Origin of the sequence: Sphaerisporangium fuscum, from assembly GCF_018531465.1 — a bacterium.
In the GTDB taxonomy this organism is placed as follows: domain Bacteria; phylum Actinomycetota; class Actinomycetes; order Streptosporangiales; family Streptosporangiaceae; genus Sphaerisporangium; species Sphaerisporangium fuscum.
In genome coordinates, this window is sequence record NZ_JAHDTF010000031.1 from 100,753 (window position 1) to 122,459 (window position 21,707).

The 21,707-nt window shown below is 70.0% G+C and carries 20 protein-coding genes and 1 pseudogene; 9 read left to right on the forward strand and 12 right to left on the reverse strand.

Annotated elements, in window-relative coordinates; all coding sequences use genetic code 11:
• Positions 1 to 151 precede the first annotated feature (151 nt).
• Positions 152 to 808 (reverse strand): TetR/AcrR family transcriptional regulator, encoded by a 657-nt coding sequence (locus KIK05_RS34815; protein ID WP_214415092.1) that lies wholly within the window; start codon positions 806 to 808, stop codon positions 152 to 154.
• Positions 809 to 914: 106 nt separating this feature from the next.
• Here KIK05_RS34815 and KIK05_RS34820 point away from each other — a divergent pair, with 106 nt between their 5' ends.
• The gene (locus KIK05_RS34820) at positions 915 to 3,071 is read left to right on the forward strand and encodes an MMPL family transporter (RefSeq protein ID WP_214415093.1); all 2,157 of its coding nucleotides are present in this window, start codon (positions 915 to 917) and stop codon (positions 3,069 to 3,071) included.
• Between the two features lie 504 nt (positions 3,072 to 3,575).
• Here the strand turns inward: KIK05_RS34820 and KIK05_RS34825 are convergent.
• The 4 genes from KIK05_RS34825 to KIK05_RS34840 all read right to left on the reverse strand — a co-directional run bounded on the left by KIK05_RS34825 (position 3,576) and on the right by KIK05_RS34840 (position 7,054).
• Entirely contained in the window at positions 3,576 to 4,265 is a 690-nt protein-coding gene (locus KIK05_RS34825) for an alpha/beta fold hydrolase (protein ID WP_214415094.1), read from the reverse strand.
• Positions 4,266 to 4,936: 671 nt separating this feature from the next.
• The gene (locus KIK05_RS34830) at positions 4,937 to 5,794 is read right to left on the reverse strand and encodes an NAD(P)H-binding protein (RefSeq protein WP_214415095.1); all 858 of its coding nucleotides are present in this window, start codon (positions 5,792 to 5,794) and stop codon (positions 4,937 to 4,939) included.
• 119 nt (positions 5,795 to 5,913) lie between these two features.
• On the reverse strand, positions 5,914 to 6,177 hold the full coding sequence (locus KIK05_RS34835) for a hypothetical protein (RefSeq protein ID WP_214415096.1): 264 nt from the start codon (positions 6,175 to 6,177) through the stop codon (positions 5,914 to 5,916).
• Between the two features lie 151 nt (positions 6,178 to 6,328).
• Positions 6,329 to 7,054 (reverse strand): GbsR/MarR family transcriptional regulator, encoded by a 726-nt coding sequence (locus KIK05_RS34840; protein WP_214415097.1) that lies wholly within the window; start codon positions 7,052 to 7,054, stop codon positions 6,329 to 6,331.
• A 235-nt stretch (positions 7,055 to 7,289) separates the two neighbouring features.
• On the opposite strand from KIK05_RS34840, the gene KIK05_RS34845 reads away from it, so the two are divergent.
• Complete coding sequence (locus KIK05_RS34845; RefSeq protein WP_214415098.1) at positions 7,290 to 8,963, forward strand: CocE/NonD family hydrolase; 1,674 nt, start codon at positions 7,290 to 7,292, stop codon at positions 8,961 to 8,963.
• Here KIK05_RS34845 and KIK05_RS47465 read toward each other — a convergent pair.
• Complete coding sequence (locus KIK05_RS47465) at positions 8,922 to 9,575, reverse strand: pyridoxamine 5'-phosphate oxidase family protein (RefSeq protein ID WP_250563947.1); 654 nt, start codon at positions 9,573 to 9,575, stop codon at positions 8,922 to 8,924. The genes KIK05_RS34845 and KIK05_RS47465 overlap by 42 nt on opposite strands.
• A gap of 296 nt (positions 9,576 to 9,871) precedes the next feature.
• Between KIK05_RS47465 and KIK05_RS34855 the strand changes: the two genes are divergently transcribed.
• The 4 genes from KIK05_RS34855 to KIK05_RS34870 all read left to right on the forward strand — a co-directional run bounded on the left by KIK05_RS34855 (position 9,872) and on the right by KIK05_RS34870 (position 14,142).
• Positions 9,872 to 11,017, forward strand: coding sequence for a sensor histidine kinase (locus tag KIK05_RS34855; protein WP_214415099.1), 1,146 nt, complete (start codon positions 9,872 to 9,874; stop codon positions 11,015 to 11,017).
• A gap of 43 nt (positions 11,018 to 11,060) precedes the next feature.
• Entirely contained in the window at positions 11,061 to 11,699 is a 639-nt protein-coding gene (locus KIK05_RS34860; protein WP_214415100.1) for a response regulator, read from the forward strand.
• A gap of 122 nt (positions 11,700 to 11,821) precedes the next feature.
• A complete protein-coding gene (locus KIK05_RS34865) occupies positions 11,822 to 13,036 on the forward strand; it encodes an alpha/beta hydrolase family protein (protein WP_214415101.1) in 1,215 nt (404 codons plus the stop codon).
• 11 nt (positions 13,037 to 13,047) lie between these two features.
• Complete coding sequence (locus KIK05_RS34870; RefSeq protein ID WP_214415102.1) at positions 13,048 to 14,142, forward strand: AAA family ATPase; 1,095 nt, start codon at positions 13,048 to 13,050, stop codon at positions 14,140 to 14,142.
• 460 nt (positions 14,143 to 14,602) lie between these two features.
• Here the strand turns inward: KIK05_RS34870 and KIK05_RS34875 are convergent, their stop codons facing one another.
• Positions 14,603 to 15,217 (reverse strand): TetR/AcrR family transcriptional regulator, encoded by a 615-nt coding sequence (locus tag KIK05_RS34875; RefSeq protein ID WP_214415103.1) that lies wholly within the window; start codon positions 15,215 to 15,217, stop codon positions 14,603 to 14,605.
• Between the two features lie 127 nt (positions 15,218 to 15,344).
• Between KIK05_RS34875 and KIK05_RS34880 the strand changes: the two genes are divergently transcribed.
• The gene (locus KIK05_RS34880; protein WP_214415104.1) at positions 15,345 to 16,337 is read left to right on the forward strand and encodes a hypothetical protein; all 993 of its coding nucleotides are present in this window, start codon (positions 15,345 to 15,347) and stop codon (positions 16,335 to 16,337) included.
• Positions 16,338 to 16,406: 69 nt separating this feature from the next.
• On the opposite strand, the gene KIK05_RS34885 is transcribed toward KIK05_RS34880, so the two are convergent.
• Together KIK05_RS34885 and KIK05_RS34890 are read right to left on the reverse strand one after the other, a co-directional pair.
• The gene (locus tag KIK05_RS34885) at positions 16,407 to 16,616 is read right to left on the reverse strand and encodes a transposase (RefSeq protein ID WP_372455635.1); all 210 of its coding nucleotides are present in this window, start codon (positions 16,614 to 16,616) and stop codon (positions 16,407 to 16,409) included.
• A 90-nt stretch (positions 16,617 to 16,706) separates the two neighbouring features.
• Entirely contained in the window at positions 16,707 to 17,513 is an 807-nt protein-coding gene (locus tag KIK05_RS34890) for an alpha/beta fold hydrolase (RefSeq protein ID WP_214415106.1), read from the reverse strand.
• Positions 17,514 to 17,599: 86 nt separating this feature from the next.
• Here KIK05_RS34890 and KIK05_RS34895 point away from each other — a divergent pair, with 86 nt between their 5' ends.
• Complete coding sequence (locus KIK05_RS34895) at positions 17,600 to 18,142, forward strand: TetR/AcrR family transcriptional regulator (RefSeq protein WP_214415107.1); 543 nt, start codon at positions 17,600 to 17,602, stop codon at positions 18,140 to 18,142.
• A gap of 259 nt (positions 18,143 to 18,401) precedes the next feature.
• Here the strand turns inward: KIK05_RS34895 and KIK05_RS34900 are convergent, their stop codons facing one another.
• The gene (locus KIK05_RS34900; RefSeq protein ID WP_214415108.1) at positions 18,402 to 19,157 is read right to left on the reverse strand and encodes a metallophosphoesterase; all 756 of its coding nucleotides are present in this window, start codon (positions 19,155 to 19,157) and stop codon (positions 18,402 to 18,404) included.
• Between the two features lie 77 nt (positions 19,158 to 19,234).
• Here KIK05_RS34900 and pdxR point away from each other — a divergent pair, with 77 nt between their 5' ends.
• Positions 19,235 to 20,635, forward strand: a complete 1,401-nt coding sequence (pdxR, locus tag KIK05_RS34905; RefSeq protein ID WP_214415109.1) for a MocR-like pyridoxine biosynthesis transcription factor PdxR — start codon at positions 19,235 to 19,237, stop codon at positions 20,633 to 20,635.
• 188 nt (positions 20,636 to 20,823) lie between these two features.
• Here pdxR and KIK05_RS49140 read toward each other — a convergent pair.
• Both KIK05_RS49140 and KIK05_RS49545 read right to left on the reverse strand, forming a co-directional pair.
• Positions 20,824 to 21,386, reverse strand: a pseudogene (locus KIK05_RS49140) (aminotransferase class I/II-fold pyridoxal phosphate-dependent enzyme).
• Positions 21,298 to 21,633, reverse strand: a complete 336-nt coding sequence (locus KIK05_RS49545; RefSeq protein WP_372455634.1) for an aminotransferase class I/II-fold pyridoxal phosphate-dependent enzyme — start codon at positions 21,631 to 21,633, stop codon at positions 21,298 to 21,300. The pseudogene KIK05_RS49140 and the gene KIK05_RS49545 overlap by 89 nt, the downstream one beginning before the upstream one ends.
• Positions 21,634 to 21,707: the final 74 nt, after the last annotated feature.

Consider the following 21,707-nt stretch of genomic DNA (forward strand, 5'->3'; position numbering starts at 1 on the left):
GGTGCCCACGAAACCAGGATGACGACGTACACGAGGACCAGCGCCACTGCCCATCGCGGGATCCGCCGCATCCGTCCGATCACGCCGTCCATCATCGCGCCGGCCACCTGCCATCGCACAAGTAAATCGTCGAGGGCCTACCGGTCGCTCCCTACTCCTTACTGGGATGAGGACTAGAGCCGATGACCGGCCCGAGATAGCCGCGCAGCACCTTCTTCAGCTCCCGCACCGTGGCCTCCCGCTCGCCGGCCTCGGCGGCGACCACCAGCGGCACCATCGCCTGGAAGACCTGGATCGCCACCCGGGCGGTGCGGGCGGCGTCGTCCGGCGCCAGGGCGGGCGCCCGCGTCAGGATGATCGCCTGCACGCGTCCCACCAGCACCGACTGGATTGGCTCGACGGCGGCACGCAGCCCGGCCGGCATGTCGGGGCGCGCGAACAGCGCCTTGAACCCCGGGTTGGCGACGTTGAAGGCGACGATCGGATCGGCCACCCGGTCGAGCAGCTCGTCCAGACCGATCGTCCGGAAGTCGGCCGCGTCGAACGCCTCCTGGTGCGCCTCGCGCATCTGCCCGGTGAAGCGGTCGGCCAGGGCTCGGGCGACGGACTCCTTGTTCGGGAAGAACTGGTACAGCGAGCCGGGCGAGATGCCCGCGCGGGAGGCGATCGCGTTGGTCGTCGCGCTCTCGTAGCCCGCCTCCGCGAAGACCTCCGCCGCCGCGTCCAGGATCTCCGCCATCCGCCGCTCCCCCCGGGCCTGCCGCCGTCGCGGCTTCACCTCTCCGCCGGGCACCTCATCCACCGTCACGACCACTCCTCGGCCAGCCAACCGTTGCGAACACGAGCAATCGCTCGTATTGTTGCCGCGGAACGCGAGCAACGACTCGTAAATCTGAGCCTACCAAGGGGAGTTCATGCCGCGCGGATTCGCCGCCGGACGGCCGTGGTGGACACTCGCGACGAGCCTGCTGGTCATGCTCGTCGCCGGTGTCATCGCCGCCGGCACGCTCAACGCACTCTCGCTCAACCGCTTCGAGGCCCCGGGCTCGGAGTCGACGCGGGCCCGGGACGCCCTCGCCGCCCGCTTCCACACCGGGAGTCCGAACATCGCCCTGCTGGTGACCGCGGAGCACGGCACCGTCGACGATCCGCGCGTGGCCGAGGCCGGGAAGGCCCTCACCCGCGAGCTGCGAGGCCACCCCGGCGTCGGCGACGCCTGGTCGTACTGGAGCACCGGGAGACCTTCGACGATGCGCGGCGAGGACGGCCGGCGGGCACTGGTGCTCGCCTGGGTGCCGGGTGACGCCGACCACGTCCGCCGGGAGGTGCTGCCGGAGCTGGCCCCGCGCTTCACCCGGGACGACGCCGTCGTCCGGGTGCGGGTCGGCGGCGGCGACGAGGTGTTCCGCGCGGTCATGGAACAGGCACGCGCGGACTTCGTCCGGGCCGAGCTGGTCATCCTGCCGCTCGTCGTGCTGCTGCTGTGGTGGGTCTACCGCCGGCTGGCCGCCGCTGTGCTCACTGTGGGGGTCGGCGTCTTCGCCGTGCTGGGCTCCCTGGCCCTGCTGCGCGGCGTCGTGCTCTTCACCGAAGTCTCCACCTTCGCCTCGAACATCGCCCTGGTGATGGGCATCGGCCTCGGCGTCGACTATGGCCTTTTCATGATCTTCCGCTTCCGGGAGGAACTGCGGCCCGGCGCCGAGGTGGGCGGAGCGGTCGCCCGTACGGTGCGCAGCGCCGGCCGTACCGTGCTGTTCAGCGGCGCGACGGTGGCCGCCTCGCTGGCGGTGCTGTTCGCCTTCCCCTTCCCGTTCCTCAGTTCCTTCGCCTACGCGGGCATCGCCGTCGTGGCCGCGGCTGTCGTCGGCGCCACGGTGGTGCTGCCGGCGGCCCTCACCGTGCTGGGACACCGCCTCACCCGCCGAGGCGGGACCCCGCACACCGGACGTGGGTTCTGGTACACCGTCGCCGTCCGCGTCATGCGCCGGCCGCTCGCGCTGGGCGGCGCCGCACTGGGTGTCCTGCTGCTGCTCGGCTCGCCGTTCCTGGGCGTGAGGTTCGGGGTCCCCGACGACCGCGTGCTGCCCGCGTCCGCACCGGTGCGGCAGATGTACGACGAAATCCGCCAGGACTTCCGGGCCGAGGACGCCGACGCCGTCCGGGTCGTCGCACCGCGGGCCCGCGCGGACGCGGCGACGATCGGAAGGTACGCCGCAGCGCTGTCCCGCCTGGAGGGAGTGGCGCGGGTGGACTCGGCGGCAGGCGCCTACAAGGACGGGGCTCCGGTCTCGGCGGGGAAGACCGAACCGATCTCAGGGTACGGCACGTGGCTGGCCGTCGTGCCCTACTCCGACCGGCTGGAGGCGGACTCCGCCGGCCTGGTCCGGGCCGTGCGGGCCGTGCCCGCCCCCTTCGAGGTCCTGGTCGGCGGGTATCCGGCCGAGCTCGCCGACTACCGTGACGGGGTCACCGGCAGACTGCCGCTCATCGGGGCGCTGATCGTCGTGGTGACCTTCGCCGTGCTCTTCGTGATGACGGGAAGCGTGGTCGCGCCGCTGAAGGCGTCCGTGCTCAACCTGCTCAGCCTGTCGGTGATGTTCGGCACCCTGGTCTTCGTCTTCCAGCAGGGCCACCTGTCGGGGCCGCTCGGGTTCACGCCCACCGGGTCGATCGAGCCGAGCATCCCGATCCTGATGTTCTGCGTGGCCTACGGCCTCTCGATGGACTACGAGGTCTTCCTGCTGTCGCGGATCAAGGAGGAGTACGACCGCACGGGCGACCCGGTGGGGTCCGTCGCGGCGGGCATCGGGCGCAGCGCCCCACTCGTCACGGCCGCGGCGCTCATCCTCGCGGTGTCCTTCGCCACCTACGCCACCGGACGCGTGGTCTTCCTGCAGGAGCTCGGGGTCGGCATGGCGCTCGCCGTGGTGGTCGACGCCACGCTCATCCGCGGCGTGCTCGTCCCGGCGTTCATGCGCCTCGCGGGGCCGGCGAACTGGTGGGCGCCCGCGCCGCTGCGCCGGTTGCACCGCCGCATCGGGCTGACGGAGACGCCGCCCGTCGTCAGGTGAGGTGCGGACCTCGTCCGGTGCAGGGATGCGATGGGTAGAGTGACCGGGATGCGACCGGCGGGCGTGGTTGTCGTTGGAGATGACCATCACTCCGGCGTAGACCGGCACGTCCACCGGGGTTGGCTTCGCGCCAGCGTGGCAGCGCCTTCAAAGGGAAGCTGAGCTGGACGAACACGAAGTCGGCCGTACGCTTCCACGTGGGCAGCGGGCGCAACCCGGCGGCGGTGCCAACCCGGAAGGCGGAACTCTCCGCGAAGGCGGGGTCCTCCACGAGGGAGCGGACCTCCTCAATCATTGAGCGGAAGGCTCGGCAGCGCATTGGCGAGTCCTTCGGGCCCACGCCTTTCGCCCGGCGCACGTCGCTCCGGCTTGGCGAACGCCGCCTTGGTCGTCCTCCATATGGCGGAGCCCTCGGCAAGAGGGCCGAGACCCGGCCTCGCCGCGGGCCCCGTGTCCACAGTTCCAAGTCCCGCGGGCGCCGCGCTCCCCTAGATCATCGAACGCTCACCTGGTCGCGCGAATCGCGGCGTCCAGGAGAAGGGTGTGGATCTCATCGGGGCACTCTGACATGACGTTGTGCCCGAACGGCAGGGAACGGACCGTCCAGGACGGGTCGGCGCTCAGCCGGTCGCGGAACCGGGTGAACGGGGTGCCCTCGTAGGCGCTCATGTAGACGTAGTGGCGGTGCTCGATCTTGTCCGAGGCGCCGGTGAGCGTGATGCTCTGGAGCATGGTGGCGAGGGGCTGCGACGTAACGCGCGGCTCGGCGAGGAACGGCGGCGGGGCCATCGAGAAGCCGTCCGCGCCGACGCCCGCCAGATAGCGGTCGCGCCAGACCTGAGGGCTCAGCGTCCACACCGAATCGCCGTCCCGCGGGACGAAGGCGTCCAGATAGACCAGCGCGCGAACCCGTCCGGAATCCGCCAGCCGGTCGGCCACGCCGGTGATGACCATGCCCCCGTAGCTGTGCGCCACCAGCACGACGTCAGTGAGGTCCGCATGCTCCAGAAGGCTCACCACGTCCTGGATGTGGGTGTCCAGGTTGACCGCGCCCGACGACACGTGCACCCGCTCCCCCACGCCGGTCAGCTCCGCCGCGCGGGCGTCGTGCCCATCCGCACGCAGCCGCCGCGCCAGCGGCTCGAACCACCGCGCCCCGTGAAAAGCCCCGGGCACCAGCACGAACGTCGCCATGACCACCACTCCTTCACTCAGCCACGAACCGTCCTGGCCGACCTGAATCCAAAGGATCGCATGACGTACGCGGACTCCCTGCGTCGGGGCTCCGCACACGGACCCCAGCGGAGGGCCCGGAAAGCCCAGGAAAGAATTTCTCACTATCCGTTATCCCGGATGTATGTCGAACGGGTTCTCAGCCGCTCTTCCTAGGGATCCCAGTAGCGCTGAAGAAATCTTCAATCAAGTAGCGTCTGACCTGTGGAAGCGTAGGAGTTCGACCTCCTATGGCGGGTTGATGATTACTGCCGCTATGTTCGTTCCTGTTTTGTCCAGTACGGCAGGTAGAGGCGATGCCTTGTCCGAGAAGGTGTTCTCCGAGGAGCAGTTGGAGCAGCTGCGCTCGTTCCCGGAGATCACCAGCGATGATTTGCTCCGGTATTCACGCCGACGGCGGCTGACATGGGTTCGTGAATCCCGGCGGGCGGGGCGGCTCCTGGAGGATGAGGTGCGCGGCTCGGCCATCGGCGGCCGCAGCACGCCGCCACCCAACTGCATGCTCATGGACGGCGCCCTGGCGGCGGGAGCCACCCGGCCGGCACCGACCCGGCGGCATCCGCGCGTGAGCTGGCCGAGCACGTCCTCGACGCCCCGCGGCGCGGCGCGGCCGACCAGGGGCCCCGGTCCGGTCAGGGGCGAAAGGCGGGGGCGTGGTCGGCCGCCCACTGTGCGAACGTCCGCGCCGGCCGTCCCAGCGCCTCCTCCACCGTCCGGGTCGGCTCGGCGGGCGGCAGCGCCGCGTGCCGGGCGTACCTAGCCATAAGCGCGGATACGAATGGCCGCGGCAGGCCGCGCCGCACCATGGCCTCCTCGGCGGCCTCCGGCGCGATCTCCTCGAAGCGCAGCGGCCTTCCGATCGCCTCGCCGATGATCGTCACGGCCCGCTCGTGGGAGACGCTCTCGGGGCCGGTCAACTCCAGCCGCCGTCCGGCCAGGTCGGCGGTGAGCAGGGCGCGGGCCGCGACCTCCACCAGGTCGCGCTCGTCGACGAGCGGCTCCGAAAAGCCCGCGTGCACGTACCGGACGACGTCGCCGGCGCGGATCTGCGCGCCCCACGAGACGAGCGCGTTGCCGGCGAACGAGGAGGCCCGCAGGCTGGTCCACTCCATGCCGCTCTCCGCCGCGGCGGCGTCGGTCTCCTTGTTGCGGTCGCCGCGGGCCCGGGAGGGCTGGTGGCCCAGGGGGTCGTCCACGTTGGTGGCGGACAGCGCCACCACCTTGGCGGCGCCGCGCTCCCGGGCCAGGGCGAGCAGCTCGCCGGGGTCGTCGCCGCACGCGCGGGGGTGCAGGAAGACGGTGGTGACGCCGTCGAGGTGCCGGGTGAGCGTCTCCGGCCGGGATGGGTCGCCCCGGACGACCTCGACGCCGCCGGGCAGGTGCGCCGCGCCTGGGTCGCGGGTGACGGCGCGCACCTTGGCGCCCTCGCGGGCGAGCAGGTGGACGAGGGGACGGCCGAGGGCGCCGGTGGCGCCGGTGATCAGGATCATGGGTCAGCCTTCCGATGGAGGGGGACGCGTCTTTTCTAGGTGCGGGTGACGTGGGTGAGCTTGTCGGGGTCGGTGACGGTGTAGATGCCGGTCACCTGGTCGCGTTGCCGCCGCGAGGCCTACCCTGGGCCGTGGCTGCCCGAGCCGATGATCGAGGGCGCCCCCGCCGGGAGCGCGAGGGAGGACGCGGCGGAGCCGGCGCTGCGCGCCGAGGCGGTGTCGATGGCTAGCGGCCCAGGCGAGCCAGGTCTCCTGGAGGACGTCCTCGGTGTCGGCGACGCCGCCAGCATCGCGTACACAACGGAGAACAGCAGCTTGCGATGGGCGAGGAAGATCGTGGTCGCCTCCTCCGCCGGGTGGGCGGCCGTCGGCGTGTCGGGCATCGCTGCCTCCTTCATCGGTCGTCGCGATCACCACCTGAGAGGGACGGCGCCCCGGAAGTGTGACACCTTGTGATGCACTTCACGCTCGACCGAGATGCGACAGCGCTGTTGGTACTTGACCAGAGCCACGTCGGCGGGCGTGGGTAGTGGTTCACTGCTGTTCGGCCGCCGATGGCGTACCCAAGGTCTGTCGCCTGTGTTCGGCCGCCCGGGCCATGTCCTCGGCGAGGAGCTGGAAGAAGCGGCCGGTGCGTTGCAGACGCGCGCCGGCGGGGGTCGCGGCGCCGAGGACGCCGGCGCCGCGCTCGGCGGTCCTGGCCCACATCGTGATGGACCGGGTGCTGGCCGACCAGGCGCGATACCAGACGTCGTCATCGATGAGGTAGCGCTCGCGTCGGCGCTCGGGGTCACGTTTGCGGGTGACCAGTTCCAGCTTCTCGAGGTAGGCGATCGCCTTGGAGACCGACGCCGGGCTGACCGCCAGCCGCTGGACCAGTTCGGCGGCGGTGGAGTCACCACTGTCCGCGGTGAACAGGCAGGCGAGAACTCTGGCCGCCATCGGAGGGAGCCCGGTGCGGACCATCATGGCGGTGAACTGTTCCTCGAAGTCACACACGGCGTGGACGTCGCGCCCGTAGCCGTCGGCAGCCGGCGTGGGTGCGGCGGCAGTGGGTGCGCGGCGGCGTGCGCGGCGCGCGGCAGCCTCATGGGCCCTTTCGGCCTGGTACGCCTCGGGCCCGCCGTTGCGCGCCACCTCGCGGCTGATGGTCGACGTCGGACGGGCCAGCCGCCGCGCGATCACGGCATAGCCAAGTCCTTCACCGAGCCATCCCGCGATGCGCTGCCGGTCCTCCAAGGTCAGCCGGTCACCTGGCATCCGTCCTCCTGTCGCTGCCGGATCTCATTCCCGGGCCAGTGCGGTCTTTCACTACAGTCATTGCAACACACGACAAGGTTGCGGCGTTGCAATAACCCTCAGATCGTTGCAACTGATTCTGTCTAGTCTGTCACATCCAGCGAATTTGCAGGAAGTGCTCTTTGACGCCAAGAGAAAGCAACAGTAGCTTTCTGCTGATGTGAACGAACATTGGCGGTGATGACACTCCATGAGGGTGCGCAACGAGCAAGAGTCAGACGTGCGGCCGGGCCGGCGCGAACGAGTCGTCGACCGGATGCTCTCCCGTCGCCTCGGGCTGCGTGCGGCAACAAGCGAGTACACGATCAACCGGCGCGTACGGATCCCGATGCGTGACGGGGTCGAACTTCTGGCCGACCACTACGCGCCGGTCGGGGGGTCGGTGGGCACGGTGATGATCCGCTCGCCCTACGGCTGGGAAGGGCTGAACTCGGCTCTTTACAGGGCGCAGTTTCCCACCCGGGGCTACCACCTGCTGCTGGTTCGCTGCCGAGGCACGTTCGGCTCTGCGGGAGTGTGGAATCCGTGGGTGCACGAGATCGACGACGGGGCGGACACGCTGGCGTGGCTGCGGACCCGGCCCTGGTTCGGCGGCAAGCTGGCGACGGTCGGCAACTCCTACCTGGGGTGGACGCAGTGGGCACTGCTGATGGATCCGCCCCCCGAACTGGCCGCCGCGGTGATCCAGACCGCACCGCACGACTTCGGTGATGCCGCCTACTTCGGCGGAGCCTTCAACCTCAGCGACTGGCTCGGCTGGAGCGAACAATTGGTGCGGCAGGAACGCATCGGTGGCATGCGTGCCATCGTGCGCATGGCCACCGCCGGGCGACGGCAGGCCCCCGCGATGTCGTGGCTGCCACTGTCACAGGCGGCGGACGTGCTCTGCGACGGTGAGGCGCCGTGGTTCGGGAACTGGGCGAGCGTACGCGACCTGTCCGACCCCTTCTGGGCGCCGATGCAGCTGGGCAGGGCCCTGGACCGCGTGCGGGTGCCCGTACTGCTGCAGTCCGGCTGGCAGGACATCTTCCTGCCGCAGACCCGGCAGCAGTACGCGCGCCTGCGCGAGCGCGGGCAGGACGTGGCCCTGACCATCGGGCCCTGGACACACCGGCAGACCGGCACACAGGGCATGTCCATGCTCGCCCAGGAGACCATGGACTGGCTCGATGAGCACGTGGCCGGCGTCCGGCGCGACGTGCGCCCGGCTCGAGTTCGGATGTTCGTCACCGGCGCCGGCACCTGGCGCGACCTGCCCGACTGGCCCGAATACCCCATGGACCTATCCCTGTATCCGGCATCAGGAGGCGTGCTCGGCGCGCGGCGCCCACCGGACGGCACGCCACCGGCCCGCTTCACCTACGACCCGGCCAGCCCCACCCCGACCGTGGGCGGTCGCCTGCTCGCCCCTGGCGGGGGTTACCGGGACGACAGCGCACTGGCCGATCGGGGCGACGTGCTCGCCTTTACCGGCGCATCCCTGGCGGAGGAGCTAGAGGTCATAGGGACCCCCTGGGTGGAATTGGCGCACAGCTCGGACACGCCGCATGCCGATGTGTTCGTCCGCCTCAGCGAGGTGGACGCCAAGGGGCGATCACATAACGTCAGCGACGGGTTCGTCCGGCTCGGCCCACGGCAGGCGGACGGCGTCGTCCGGATCGAACTGGATCCCATCGCGCACCGCTTCCGCGCTGGCCATCGCATCCGGCTGCTGGTGGCAGGCGGGTCACACCCCCGCTGGGAACGCAACCTCGGCACGGGTGAGGACCCGGCCACATCCACCCGGCTCGTCTCCTCTCACCACACCATCGACCTCACCCGGTCCCGACTACACCTCCCTGTCCAGGATCGAACCGGGCAACCCCTGTGAACCAGACCTTGCTGCCTGAGAACACTGTGTTGGAGAACCAGACCTCACTACCGGAGAACGTCGCGTTGGAGAACCAGACCTGACAACCGTCGGAGAACAGTGCGCCGTCGAACGAGACCTGGCCGCCGGAGAACAGGTGCCGGCCCCGGACGAGGAGGAGGGGGCGGAGCGGACCACGGCGACCTCCGAGGGAGTTCGAGGGGGACACGGCACGCGCGCCCCAACCGTACGACGGCCCATCGATGGCCAGGAGGCGGTTCGGAGGGCCCTGCCGTTGATGCGCAGCGTCTCGTTGCGCCCGGGGACGAGATAGATGAGGCCGACGTGCGGGTTGTCCAGCACGTTGAGGAAGCCGTCGACCCGGCGGTCGCCGGGACGGTCGGGGATGGCGATCGTGGTGTCGTCCAGGACGAGCGTGAAGCCCGCCGGGTCGCCCTTGGGCGAGACGTCGCAGGCGCCGCCGGCGTCGCTGGTGGCGATGAGGCAGAACGGGGACGCCGCCAGCCACTCCTTGTCGCCCTCGTGCAGCGCGAACCGCTCCTTGCCGATCGCCCTCGGTATCGGCTCGCCGAGCAACTCCCGGAGCTCGGCCCTTCGGCCGGTTTGCACCATCCGGGGTGCCCCGAGTCGGCATCGCGTCCGACAGCCCCATTGTTCTTGGTGAAAGCCTGAGCACGCGATCAACGAGGGCTACTTTTGGAAGAGTGATTCCGATGCAGAAGGTCACGTCCGCCGACGGCACCACCATCGCCTACGACCGATCCGGCGAGGGGCCGGCCGTCATCCTCAGTTAGCTCTTTCGCTCGGCCGACTTCCCTGAGTGGCCAGACGACGGATATGACGGACGGAGTTGAGCATGCGACCCTTGGGTCGTGCACGCCACGCCGTATGTCGAACCCCATCCGCCGATGATCAGGCGAATCCGGCCGGGGCACTGGCTGGCGCTGGATCGGCTCGCTGCGATCGGCTACGCGTTCGTCGCCTTCCTGCTGCTGGCCGACGAGGTCCGTGGACCCGAAAGGTTCGCGGTCGTCCCCCTGGGTGTGATCGCGTCGGCGCTGCCGATCGCGCTGCGCCGTCAGCGGCCGGTCGTCGCGTTCGGGATCGCCCTGGCCGGGCTGGTCGCGGCGGAGCTGGTCGAGCGCAGTACGATCATCTTGGGGATGCTGTCCGTGGCCTACGTCCTGTATGCGGTGGCGGTCCTCTGCCGCCCGCGCGCCGCCTTCCTCGCGCTCGGGATGGCGCTGGCCGCCGCCGCGGCGACCGGAGTTCCCGGTTTCCCGCGCATCGGCGGGGCCCCGGTGATCTCCGTGCTGCTCTTCACCACGGTCTGGACCGTCGGCTACGCCGTGGGCATGCATCGCCGCCACCTCGGGGAGTTGCTGCGCAACCAGGCCAGGCTGGCCAAGCAGAGTGTGACCGACGAGCGGATGCGCATCGCCCGCGAGCTGCACGACGTCATCGCGCACGGCATGAGCGTGGTCACCGTACAAGCGGGATTCGGCGCCCTGGTGATCGACGACAGGCCGCAGGAAGCGCGGGCCGCGCTCACGGCAATCGAGACCACGGGGCGCCAGAGCCTGGCCGAGATGCGGCGACTGCTTGGCGTGCTCCGCGAGGAGGATCGGAGCGAGAAGCCCGATCTCGCGCCCGCGCCCGGGCTGGCCGGCCTCGACCGGCTCCTGGAGCAGGTCGCCGGGGCAGGGGTGCGGGTGGAGCTCACCACCACCGGGCTGCCTCGCGCGCTGCCTCCCGGGATCGACCTTTCGGCGTACCGGATCGTGCAGGAGGCGCTGACCAACGTGGTGAAGCACGCCGCCGCCGGCTCCGCCAGGGTGACGCTGCGCTACGGCCCGGACGAGCTGTCCGTCGAAGTCGCCGACGACGGCCTCGGCTGCCGGAAGGACGACGGGCCGTCCCCAGGACACGGTCTGGTCGGCATGCGTGAGCGCGCGCACCTGTACGGCGGCACGTTCCACGCGGCGGACCTGCCCGAAGGGGGTTTCCGCGTCATCGCCACCTTCCCCATCCCCTCCACGGAGCACCCTGCATGAACCTCGCCCCGACCTCCGCGCTCGCCGAACCCGGGCGCGCGGCATGACCGTCCGCGTGGTGGTCGCCGACGACCAGACCCTCGTACGTGCGGGGTTGTGCGGCATCGTGAACACCGCCCCAGACCTGACCGTCGTCGGCGAGGCCGGCACCGGGCTGGAGGCCGTCAAGGTGGTCCGCGCGCAGGCGCCGGACGTGGTGCTCATGGACATCCGGATGCCCGGGATGGACGGTCTGGAGGCCACCCGCCTGATCACCTCGTCCAGCGACACGAAGGTGCTCATCCTCACCACCTTCAACCTGGATGACTACGTGTACGCGGCGCTGCGCGGCGGGGCCAGCGGGTTCCTGCTCAAGGACACTCCCGCCGGGGACCTGCTGACAGCGATCCGGGTCGTCTCGGCGGGCGACGCGCTGCTCTCTCCAAGCATCACACGGCGGCTGATCAAGGAGTTCGCGGGTCGCGCTCACCCTGAGCCGCTGGAGGGCATCACCACGCGCGAGCGAGAGGTGCTCGCACTGGTCGCCGAGGGCCTGTCCAACGGTGAGATCGCTGAGCGGCTGCACATCGGGCCAGGTACGGCCAAGACCCACGTCAGACACCTGCTGGCCAAGCTGGGCGCCCGCGACCGGGTGCACCTGGTGATCATCGCCTACCGCAGCGGGTTGGTCTTCGTCCACTGAGCCCCGCGTCGGCCGAAAGGCGTAGGCCGCCGGCGCGAAATGAGCCCCGGGGTAGACGACTCCGGCCGGGGCGAATCAATAGCGTGCGAGCACCCCACTTCCACTGATCCGAAGGAGTGCGTGTGATCTCCCCGCGAGTGGTGTCCGCCGCCGCCCTGCTGGCCGTCGCATCGTTGGCCGTGCCGACCGCCGCCCAGGCCAAGACGCAGCTCAAGACACAGGCCCAGGCGCAGGCCCGGCCCCAGGCAGCCGCCCCGCCCCAGCTGACCCTTCCGGCGCCGACGGGCCCCTCCCCGCTCGGCACGGTGTCCCTGCATCTGGTCGACCGCTCGAGGAAGGACCCGTTCGCGGGCGCCGGCCACGACCGCGAGCTGATGATCAGCTTGACCTATCCGGCCAGGAAGGTCGCCTCGTACCCGGTCGCGCCCTGGCTGCCGTCCAAGGCGGCGGCCCAGTACCTGCGTCAGGAGGGCCTGCCTCCGGGAGCCGTCCTGCTGCCGCAGACCCACGGCCACGAGGGCGCCCCCGCTGACCGGCGCGAGGGCCGGTTGCCCGTCGTGCTGTACTCCCCGGGCAACGACTCCTTCCGCTCGGCCAACACCGTGGTGGTCGAGGAACTGGCCAGCCGGGGATACGTGGTGGCCACGATCGACCACACCTATGACGGCCTGGTGGAGTTCCCCGACGGCCGAGTGGTGCCCCCCGCTCCCGACGGGGAGAAATCCGGTGGGGTGATCTACGAGCAGCGCATCGCCGACACCCGCTTCGTCCTGGACCAGCTCGCGATGGTGAGCCGCGGCGGCAACCCCGACGCCGAGCATCGCAAGCTCCCCAAGGGACTGCGCGGGCTGCTCGACCTGGACCGGGTCGGCATGTTCGGCTACTCGGCCGGCGGGCCAACGGTCGCATCCGCCATGTTCGAGGACAGGCGGATCAAGGCGGGGCTCGCCATGGACGGCCCGGTGGCGGGCCCGGTCGTCACCGCGGGGCTGGGCCGGCCGTACATGCTGATGACCGCCACCAAGGCCGTCCGCGACCGGATCCCCGACCTGGCCACGTTCTGGTCGAATCTGAAGGGCTGGAAGCTCAACATCAGGAGCGAAGGGGTCGAGCACGTCTCCTACGGCGACCTGGAGATGATCGCCCCGCAGGTGGCGTCACTACTGAAGTGGACGCCCGCCCAGCTCGCCGAGCAGATCGGCACGCTCGCCCCCGAGCGCGGCGAGGCCATCCAGCGGGCCTACCCGCCGGCCTTCTTCGAGCGGCACCTGCGCGGCAGGGGCCACCTGCTGGACGGCCCGTCGCCGAGATTCCCCGAGGTCACCTTCATTCCCTAGCCAGGGGATCCATGGAGGTGGTCTCCCTCGGCCTGGTACTGAGCCGCTCACCCGACGGCGCCCCCGTGGTCGTCGGGCTGCGCGGGTCGCAGGAGCACAGCCCCTACTGCCAGGTCGTCGTCCTGGCGCAGGACCGCCGCGACGCGACGCGCACCCGTGACGAGATCGAGCGGCTGATGCGCGAGCACGACATCTACAAGGGACAGGTCCTGTCGTTCGCCTGGAGTGAGCACCGGGGCAACGACCTGGTGAGCTTCCTGCCCCGGCCCGAGCTGAAGGCCGACCAGGTGATCCTTCCCGAGGGCGTACTGGAGGGCATCGAGCGGCACATCGTCGGGATCGCCGAACACGCCGAACGGCTGCGCGGGCACGGCCAGCACCTCAAGCGGGGCCTGCTTCTCCACGGCCCGCCCGGCACGGGGAAGACACACACCGTCCGCTATCTGATGGGGCGGATGCGCGAGTGCACGGTGATCGTGATGACCGGCACGGCGATCAGATTCGTCACCCAGGCCGCCGGACCGGCGCGGCGGCTGCAACCCGCGATCGTCGTCCTGGAGGACGTCGACCTGGTCGCCCACGACCGTTCCTTCTCCGAGGACGGCAACCCGTTGCTGTTCGCGCTGCTCGACGCCATGGACGGGGTCGGGGCCGACGCGGACGTGACGTTCGTGCTCACCACCAACCGGGCCGACGTGCTGGAACGGGCCCTCGCCGACCGTCCCGGCAGGGTGGACCTGGCCGTGGAGATCCCCAAGCCGGACGCGGCCGGGCGTGCCGCCCTGCTCCGCCTGTACGCCCGCGACCTGCGGCTGACCGCGGACCTCGACCCGGTCGTGGTACGCACCGAGGGCGCCACGGCGTCCTTCTTCAAGGAGCTGCTGCGCCGGACGGTGCTCGACGGGCTGCGCGGCGGTGACGAGGTGCCGGAACTCACCGGCGACCACCTGAACCGGGCGCTAACCGAGATGCTCGGCGAACGCGAAGCGCTGACGAGGTCCCTGCTCGGCTCGGGCGAGAGGCTCCCCGAGGACGACGAGGATCCCGACGGGCCGCCCTTCGGCGTCGGTGTCCGGTTCTCCCCCGCCGAGTTCCGCGGCTTCTGACACCCCGCGAGGAGAACCAGTGATCAGCGGAGCCACCCAGGTTCACCCGCGCGGCCACGCCTGCCGCAACTGCTCGGAGACCGGTTACACCGTGCCTCTCGACCGTGCTGAACCGCTGGACATTGGGCACATGGCGGTCGGTCACATCGAGAACATGACCGGCGAGGAACTGGAGGTGGTGATTCGGCACCGGCTCCCCTCCGGAGAGAGCCTCCTGGGCGCTGACCCCGTTGAGGTGGTGGTGACCGCCCGCGATCTGTCGTGGACACTCGATGCCGCGGTGCTCGACCAGGTCGGTCCTGGGTGCTGGCAGCTGCGGTCGTGGCCCTGGTTCCGGGCGCACTTACAGCGGCTATGTCGATCGCGTGGTCGGCGGAGAGACGGCCACCGATCAAAACCAGGGGTCCGCTGTGAAAGTGGATCAAGGTTGTGGATGAACGGCGGCCGTGGGACCCATCACTCAAAACAGCCCGGCATGCAGGTCCTCTGCGAAGCCGGCCGTGTCCGTGAGTCCGAAGGCCACGCGCTGGAGCAGGAATCCGTGCAGCAGCCCCATCACCACGCGGGCTCCGCGATCCGGGTCCACGGCGGCGGGCACCGCGCCCGCGGCCCGGCCGCGGCGCAGCGCGTCGGCGATACTGGCGCGGGTCTTCTCAAAGCCCTCCGCAGCCGGGCCGCGCACCTCGTCGTTGCGCAGCACTTCCGACCACGCCTGCACGACGCAGCGCAGCAGGTCGTCGACTGTGACTGTGTGCCCCGCCGTGTCCTGCACCGTCTCGCCGCTGATGGTGTCGAGCGCGGCGGCCACCAGTTCCGCGACGGCCGGGGCGTCTGTGCTGTCGGCCAGCCGCTCGACCGGTTCGAAGATCAGCCGGAACGCGTCGCCCGCAATAGCGAGGATGATCTCCTCCTTGCTCGTGAAGTAGCGGTAGGGCGCGCCGGCCGAGACGCCGGCCTCCGCGGCGATGTCCGGCATTGAGGTCTGGTGGAACCCGTCGCGGGAGAAGCAGCGGCGGGCCGCCGCGACGATCTCGGCGCGCTTGGCCTCGCGGCGCTCGGCTGTGATGCGAGGCATGACGGCCCCTCTCATCGTGAATGAACATTCACCTTGACGGCTCGGCTACTCTGGGACCATGATAAAAGTGAACGATCATTTACGGAAGTGAGCCTGCCCACGAACTCCCCGAGAGGCGATCACACTGATGGGCACTGAGCTGAGCATCGGCGTCTACACCTACGAGCACACTGAGGCACTGTTCGACGGCCGGGTCGCGGTCGACGGGGTGGACGCGGTGTTCGAGACGGCACCCCTCGTGTCGGACATCTTCCGCCGCGCCGTCGAGGGACACTACGACCTCTCCGAGTTCGGTCTCACCTACTTCCTGCGCACCTTCGACCTCGACGACGCGCCGTTCCTGGCGCTGCCGATCCTGCCCAACCGCAACTTCCGCCACTCGGCGATCTTCGTGAACACCGCCAGCGGGGTCGAGAAGCCGCAGGACCTCGTCGGCAGGACCGTCGGCGAGTTCGCTCTCTACGGTCACGACGCCGGGGTCTGGTCGAAGGGCATCCTGGCCGACGAGTACGGCGTGACCCCCGACCACTGCCGCTGGGTCATCGGCGGCACCAACCACCCCATTCCCGCCTTCGACTGGGTCCCACAGCCCGTCCCGGACGGCGTCGACGTGCGCCACGCGGGGGACGGCCAGACCCTGGGAGCCATGCTCGAATCCGGCGAGATCGACGCACTGATCTCCGTCGACGTGCCGCAGGCGGTGCTGGAGGGCTCACCGAAGGTCGCCCGCCTGTTCCCCGACTACGAGGCCGTGGAGCGCGACTACTACCGCCGCACCGGGATCTTCCCCCCTATGCACATCATCGCGATCCGCAGGGAACTGGCACATCGGCCGGGCCTCGCACGGGCCGTGTACGACGCCTTCACGCAAGCCAAGGAGCTCTCCGAGCGCAAGTACCTCGACGACGCCACGAAGCAGCACATGAGCGTCATCACGCCGTGGTTCAGCGCACTGTTCGAGGAGAACCGTCGGCTGCTCGGCGACGACTGGTGGCCCTACGGCGTCGCCGCGAACCGCAAGGCCATCGACACCTTCTTGCGCTACCACCACGAGCAGGGCCTGTCGAAGCGCCAGCTGACGTGCGAGGACATCTTCGTGCCGGAACTCCTCGACACCTGAGTCGGGCGGCAACGATGTTTCGGGTTGGGTCTGCCTGGCATGACGATCAAGCCGCCGGTCATTCCCGACTCAGGATCCCCCGGACAGTTCCGCATCCCCCTCCCCCGGCCGCGCGCCCGGCGCCGGCCCCAACTCCTGCGGCAGGTGCTCCCAGGCGATCCCGGTGTGCAACACGAACGAGATGCCCTGCAACGCCAGTCGATCACCCAGCCGCTTGCGCCCCGGATGGCGGAACCGCCGCTGACGCTGGGGCAGCAGCGGCTCGATCATCGCCCACAGCTCGTCGCTGACCTCCTTAGCGCGGTGTCCACCAACATTCGCCGGTCTGGTGACACGCCGTCTGACGTCGGTTGGTGGGCGCGCGCTCTTTCATCGGTGTGCGGCAAAGATCGTGCGCAGGTGGGCGGCGAGGGCGCGGGGGTGGGATGCGAAACCGTTGTGGCCGCCGGGCAGGGTCGTCACGGGCATGTTCAGCAGGTCTGCCAGCGCATGCGCGCAGTGTGTGATCGGGCCGGTCGTGGTCGCGCCGACTGCGGGGACGATCTTCGTGGCGTGGGCGCGCAGGGCGGTGATGTCGGGGTGGTATCGGCGTACTGCGGGGGCGTCGTGTGTGAGGAAGAACTCCAGGTTGGACAGCCGTTCCGGGCCTGGCGGTGTGAGGTGGACGTCGGGTTCGCGGTCGCTGAAGTCCAGCCGGGCTAGCCGTATGAACTGCGCCATTGCCGCGAGGGCCCCATCACGGCGGTGCGCCTTCTCGACGGCCAGTTGGTCGCTGACCAGCTCGGCGCGGGTGTCTGCGGGCAGCAGCGTGCCGACCGGCGGTTCGTGGGCGATGGCGAGGCGGACCTGGTCGGGGTGGCGGGTTGTCAGTTCCAGGGCGATCAGGGCGCCGATGCTGGCGCCGAATACCAGGGCGGGCTGGTGGGTGACGGCGGCGAGGACGCGGGCCGCGTCGTCGGCGTGGACGGTCAGGTCGGGTGCCGCGCCGGTGCTGGTGCTGCGGGACAGGCCACGGCGGTCGAAGGTGACGATTGTGAAGGCGTCCTCCAGGTGGATGGCCAGGCCGCCGCAGGCGTCGGCATCGCCGTCCCCGCCGGGCAGGAGGAGCAGCACCGGGCCGCTCCCACGCGTCCTGTAGAAGATCTCGGCATCCGGGACCTTGAGCATGTTCTCCATCGATACCTCCATAAGGAACTCGGGGTTTCTTATGGTGAGGCCAACCCACTCCAAGGGCAATAGGAAACTCGGGGTATCTTAAGGTTGTGGGTGAGAGCAGGCGTCGCGGGGCGGTGCTGGAAGAGGCGATTCTGGACGCTGCCTGGGCAGAGCTTGTCGCGACCGGCTATGGCGGGTTCACGATGGCGGGCGTCGCGGCTAAGGCCGGGACCAGCAAGGCGGTTCTGTATCGGCGGTGGCCGGGCAAGGAGGATCTGGTGGCCGCTGTGCTTGAGCGGCGGGCGCCCAGGCTCGGCCGTCCAACTCGCACCGGCGACCTGCGGGCGGACACGCTGGCGATCCTGCAGAGCGTGGCCGCCGGACATCGTGGGCTGGCGACTGCCGGCCTTGATCCGGGGCTGACCGCGGCACTGCGGCGCCGCACGGCCGATGAGGCTATGGCACAGCTGGCCGAGGTGGTGGCCGCAGCCGGCTTCGACCCGGCCGCGATCGGCCCGCGAATCCTGCGCCTCCCCATTGTTGTGGTGCAGCATGCCCTGATGGACGGGTCCGCCTTCCCCGACATGGCCGGGACCGTGGACGAGGTCTTCCTGCCACTCGTCCACCTGCGCGGCGGCGGCCATGTCTAGGGCACTGACCACGAACATGAGCCAGGTTTGATCATGCTGCCTTGGTGGCCGGTCGGCCCCGGCGTCGCTGGCGCTCGCTGCCTCGTGCGCCGCCACCAGCCGCGCGATCGCCGGCACCGGCAGACGCCGACGCCATGATGATCAACGCCCGGCGAACCCGCACCGACTCGTGCTTACCTCGCCTGTCGACGCGTCCCCCGTTGCTGTCAAAGATCATCAGTTTGGGGACGCGCGTTACTCCAGGCCACTTGTTGGGTGTTCACGTGAGAACACACCGGTAGTGCGTCGTCAGCCGTCGGGTGTCCTCCAGGATGTGGAAGGCGAGTCCGGGCGGCTGGTCGAGGTCGACGAGGTCCTGTGGATGGGCGCGCCGCTCCCACGGCAGGCGGACCGTGGAGACCACCCCCGGCGCCACCAGCAGTGGCCGTCCGGCGAAGGTGGTCGCGGCCGCCATGTGGGCATGCCCGCACAGGAAGGCCACCAAATTGGGGTGGCGGTCGGCGAGGGCCGCGAGCCGTTCGGCGCGGAACTGGCGGATGCCGTCGATGAAGGGCTCGTGCAGTAGAGCCGGTGGGTGGTGGAATCCGACCAGGACGGGTGTCGTCTCCGGCTCCTCCGCCAGCATCTGTGCCAGCCAGGCCAGCGTCTCCTCCTCCAGCACTCCCTCGTCCCTGCCCGGTATGGAGGAGTCGCACAGGGCGATGAGGGCATCGCCCACGCGGCGCACCTGGTTGATCGGCGTCGTCGAGCCGGGTTGCCCTAGAAGGAATTCGCGGAAGGCTGCACGGTCGTCATGGTTACCGGGACAGACCATGACCGGATGTCTCGAGGAGAACAGCTCGCGGGCCAGCTTGTACTCCTCCGGCCGGCCGTGGTCTGCGACGTCTCCGGTGATCAGTACGGCGTCCAGATCGTAGGGAAGGTCTTCGAGGTAGGCCATGACGGCCCGGGTGCGCCTGATGCTCCGCTCACCGGTGTCGAGGTGGGTGTCGCTGACATGGGCGATAACGATCAATGCCGTGGTTCCTTCATCCTGGGAGGCCGGGTTTCGAGACTAAGAGGAGACCGGACTAGAAAATAAGATCCAGTCTTATGTCGCATTTTTGGTCCAGTTCCGGCCTCGACCTGCATCTCGACCTCCAGGCCACCGCCAAGCGGCGGTCCGGTCTGGAGTCTGCCCTGCGCGCGGCGATTCAGGACGGACGCCTGCCCGCCGGGACGCTTCTTCCGTCAACCCGAGGGCTGGCCCGGGACCTCGGCCTCTCGCGGGGCACGGTCACCGCCGCCTACAACCAGCTGGTCGAGGAAGGTTTCCTGGCGACCCGCCCGGGATCGGGCTTCACGGTGACCGAGCTGCCGTCGCGTGCTTCGGTGACCACCGCGTCACCATCGGCTTCACCGCGGATCCGTCATGATCTGCGGCCCGGACTCCCCGATGTCAGCGCCTTCCCCACTGGTGCCTGGCTCGCCGCGACCCGCCGGGTGCTGACGGGAGCTCGCCCGGAGATCTTCGCGGCTGGTGATCCGCAGGGCCGAATCGAGCTTCGCCGGGCGCTCGCCGGGTACCTGGGCCGTACCCGCGGCGTCGTCGCCACGCCCGATCGCATCGTGATCACTTCTGGCTACCACCAGGGTGTGACCCTGCTCAGCGGCGTGCTGGCCGGCCGGGGCATCACGAGCGCCGCGCTGGAAGACCCCGGCCACAACGTCTACAGGCAGGCCATCCAACGCGGCGGGCTGGCCACCGTACCTTTGCCGGTCGATCAGCAAGGCGCCCGTGTCGACACGGTGCCGCCAGGCGCCGGTGCGGTGTTCCTCACCCCATCGCACCAGTATCCGACCGGCGTGCCTCTCCATCCCAGCCGCCGGCAGACCGTGTGCGCATGGGCCCGCTCCACCGGCGGTGTGGTCATCGAGGACGACTACGACGGCGAATACCGCTACGACCGCCGGCCTATCGGTGCCCTACAGGGGATCGCCCCCGACCACGTGGTCTACTGCGGAACGGCCTCCAAGACGCTCGGCCCGGCGCTGCGCCTGGCGTGGATGGTCCTACCGCCCCACCTCGTCCCCGACCTCGTGCGGGCCAAACAGGACGCCGACCTGTTCACCGAGACGCTCAACCAGTTGGTCCTTGCTGAGCTCATCAGCGGCTACGCCTACGATCGTCACATCCGGGCCGCCCGTCTGCGCTACCGGCGTCGCCGCATGCTTCTGCTCGACCGAGTCGCCGCCTGCCCCGGCATCACCGTCCACGGAGTCCCTGCCGGTTTGCACAGCCTGCTCACCCTCCCCACCATGGGTCCGACCGAGGCCGAACTCCTGGACCGGTGCACCGAGCAGGGACTGGGCATCCGCGGCCTCACCGAACTCCACCACAACCCCGACGACCGCCCCCAAGGGCTGCTGGTCGGCTTCGCCGCCGCATCGGAACGCGCCTACCCGGCGGCCTTGGACGCCCTGTTCACCGTCCTGGTCTCCGCGTACACCTGACAGGGCTCGCCAGCAAGCGCAATGCCGCACACGGCGGCGCGGTTACGTCGCCCGCGTGGCTCTCCCGAAGGACGGCTCTCCGGTCAGGCGGGACAACCGGGGCGGTGGACCGCCTCACTCAGCGGTTCGCGTCATCGGCACATGAACACATGACCCTATGGCCGGCCAGGGTGATCGGGCACCTTGTTTCATCGCGGGGTCGTTTCAATGAGCACATCGGCGATCTGGTCGATGTCCCGCGGTGTGAGGTCCGCGTGTGTGGACAGCCGCAGTCGTGAGATTCCGTCCGGGACTGATGGCGGGCGGAAGCAGCCGACGGCGATGCCGGCGTCCCGGCAGGCGGCTGCCCAGCCAACGGCGGTGCCGGCGTTCTCGGCGCGCACGGACAGCACGCATGCCCGGGGCGGTGGCGTGTCCAGCCCCGCCGCGGCGAGCCTGGCGTGCAGCTCGCGTGCGGTGTCGCGGGCGATGGACGGGCGCACGGGGTCGCGGCGCAGCAGACGGAGCCCCGCCAGCGCGGCGGCGGCCGCGGCGGGAGCGAGGCCGGTGTCGAAGATGAATGTCCTGGCGGTGTTGATCAGGTGGTCGATCACGCGGGCCGGGCCGAGCACCGCTCCCCCTGACTGCCGAGCGCTTTGGACAGCGTAATCGTGCAGATGAGGTCAGGCGCGCCGGCGAGACCGGCCGCGGCCGCCGCTCCACGCCCTCCTGTCCCCAGCACGCCGAATCCGTGCGCGTCGTCCACGATCATGGCCGCTCCGACACCCCGGACGGCCTCGGCCAGGTCGGCCAGGGGCATGATTGTGGCGGTCGGAGGAGATCAGGACTCCTGGGCCGGTCAGGGCGGTGACGGCGGCCAGGTTCGCCGCGTAACCAGAGGCGAAGACCAGCGCCGCTTCGAAACCGGTGAAGTCCGCGAGCTCGGCTTCCAGTGCGGCGTGCAGCTCGGTCGTTCCTGTGACGAGCCGCGAGCCCGTGGCTCCGGTTCCCCAGAGCATCGCCGCCTCCGCGGCGGCGCGTGTGACGGGTGCCTGGCCAGGCCCAGATAGTCGTTGGAGGCGAGATCGAGCAG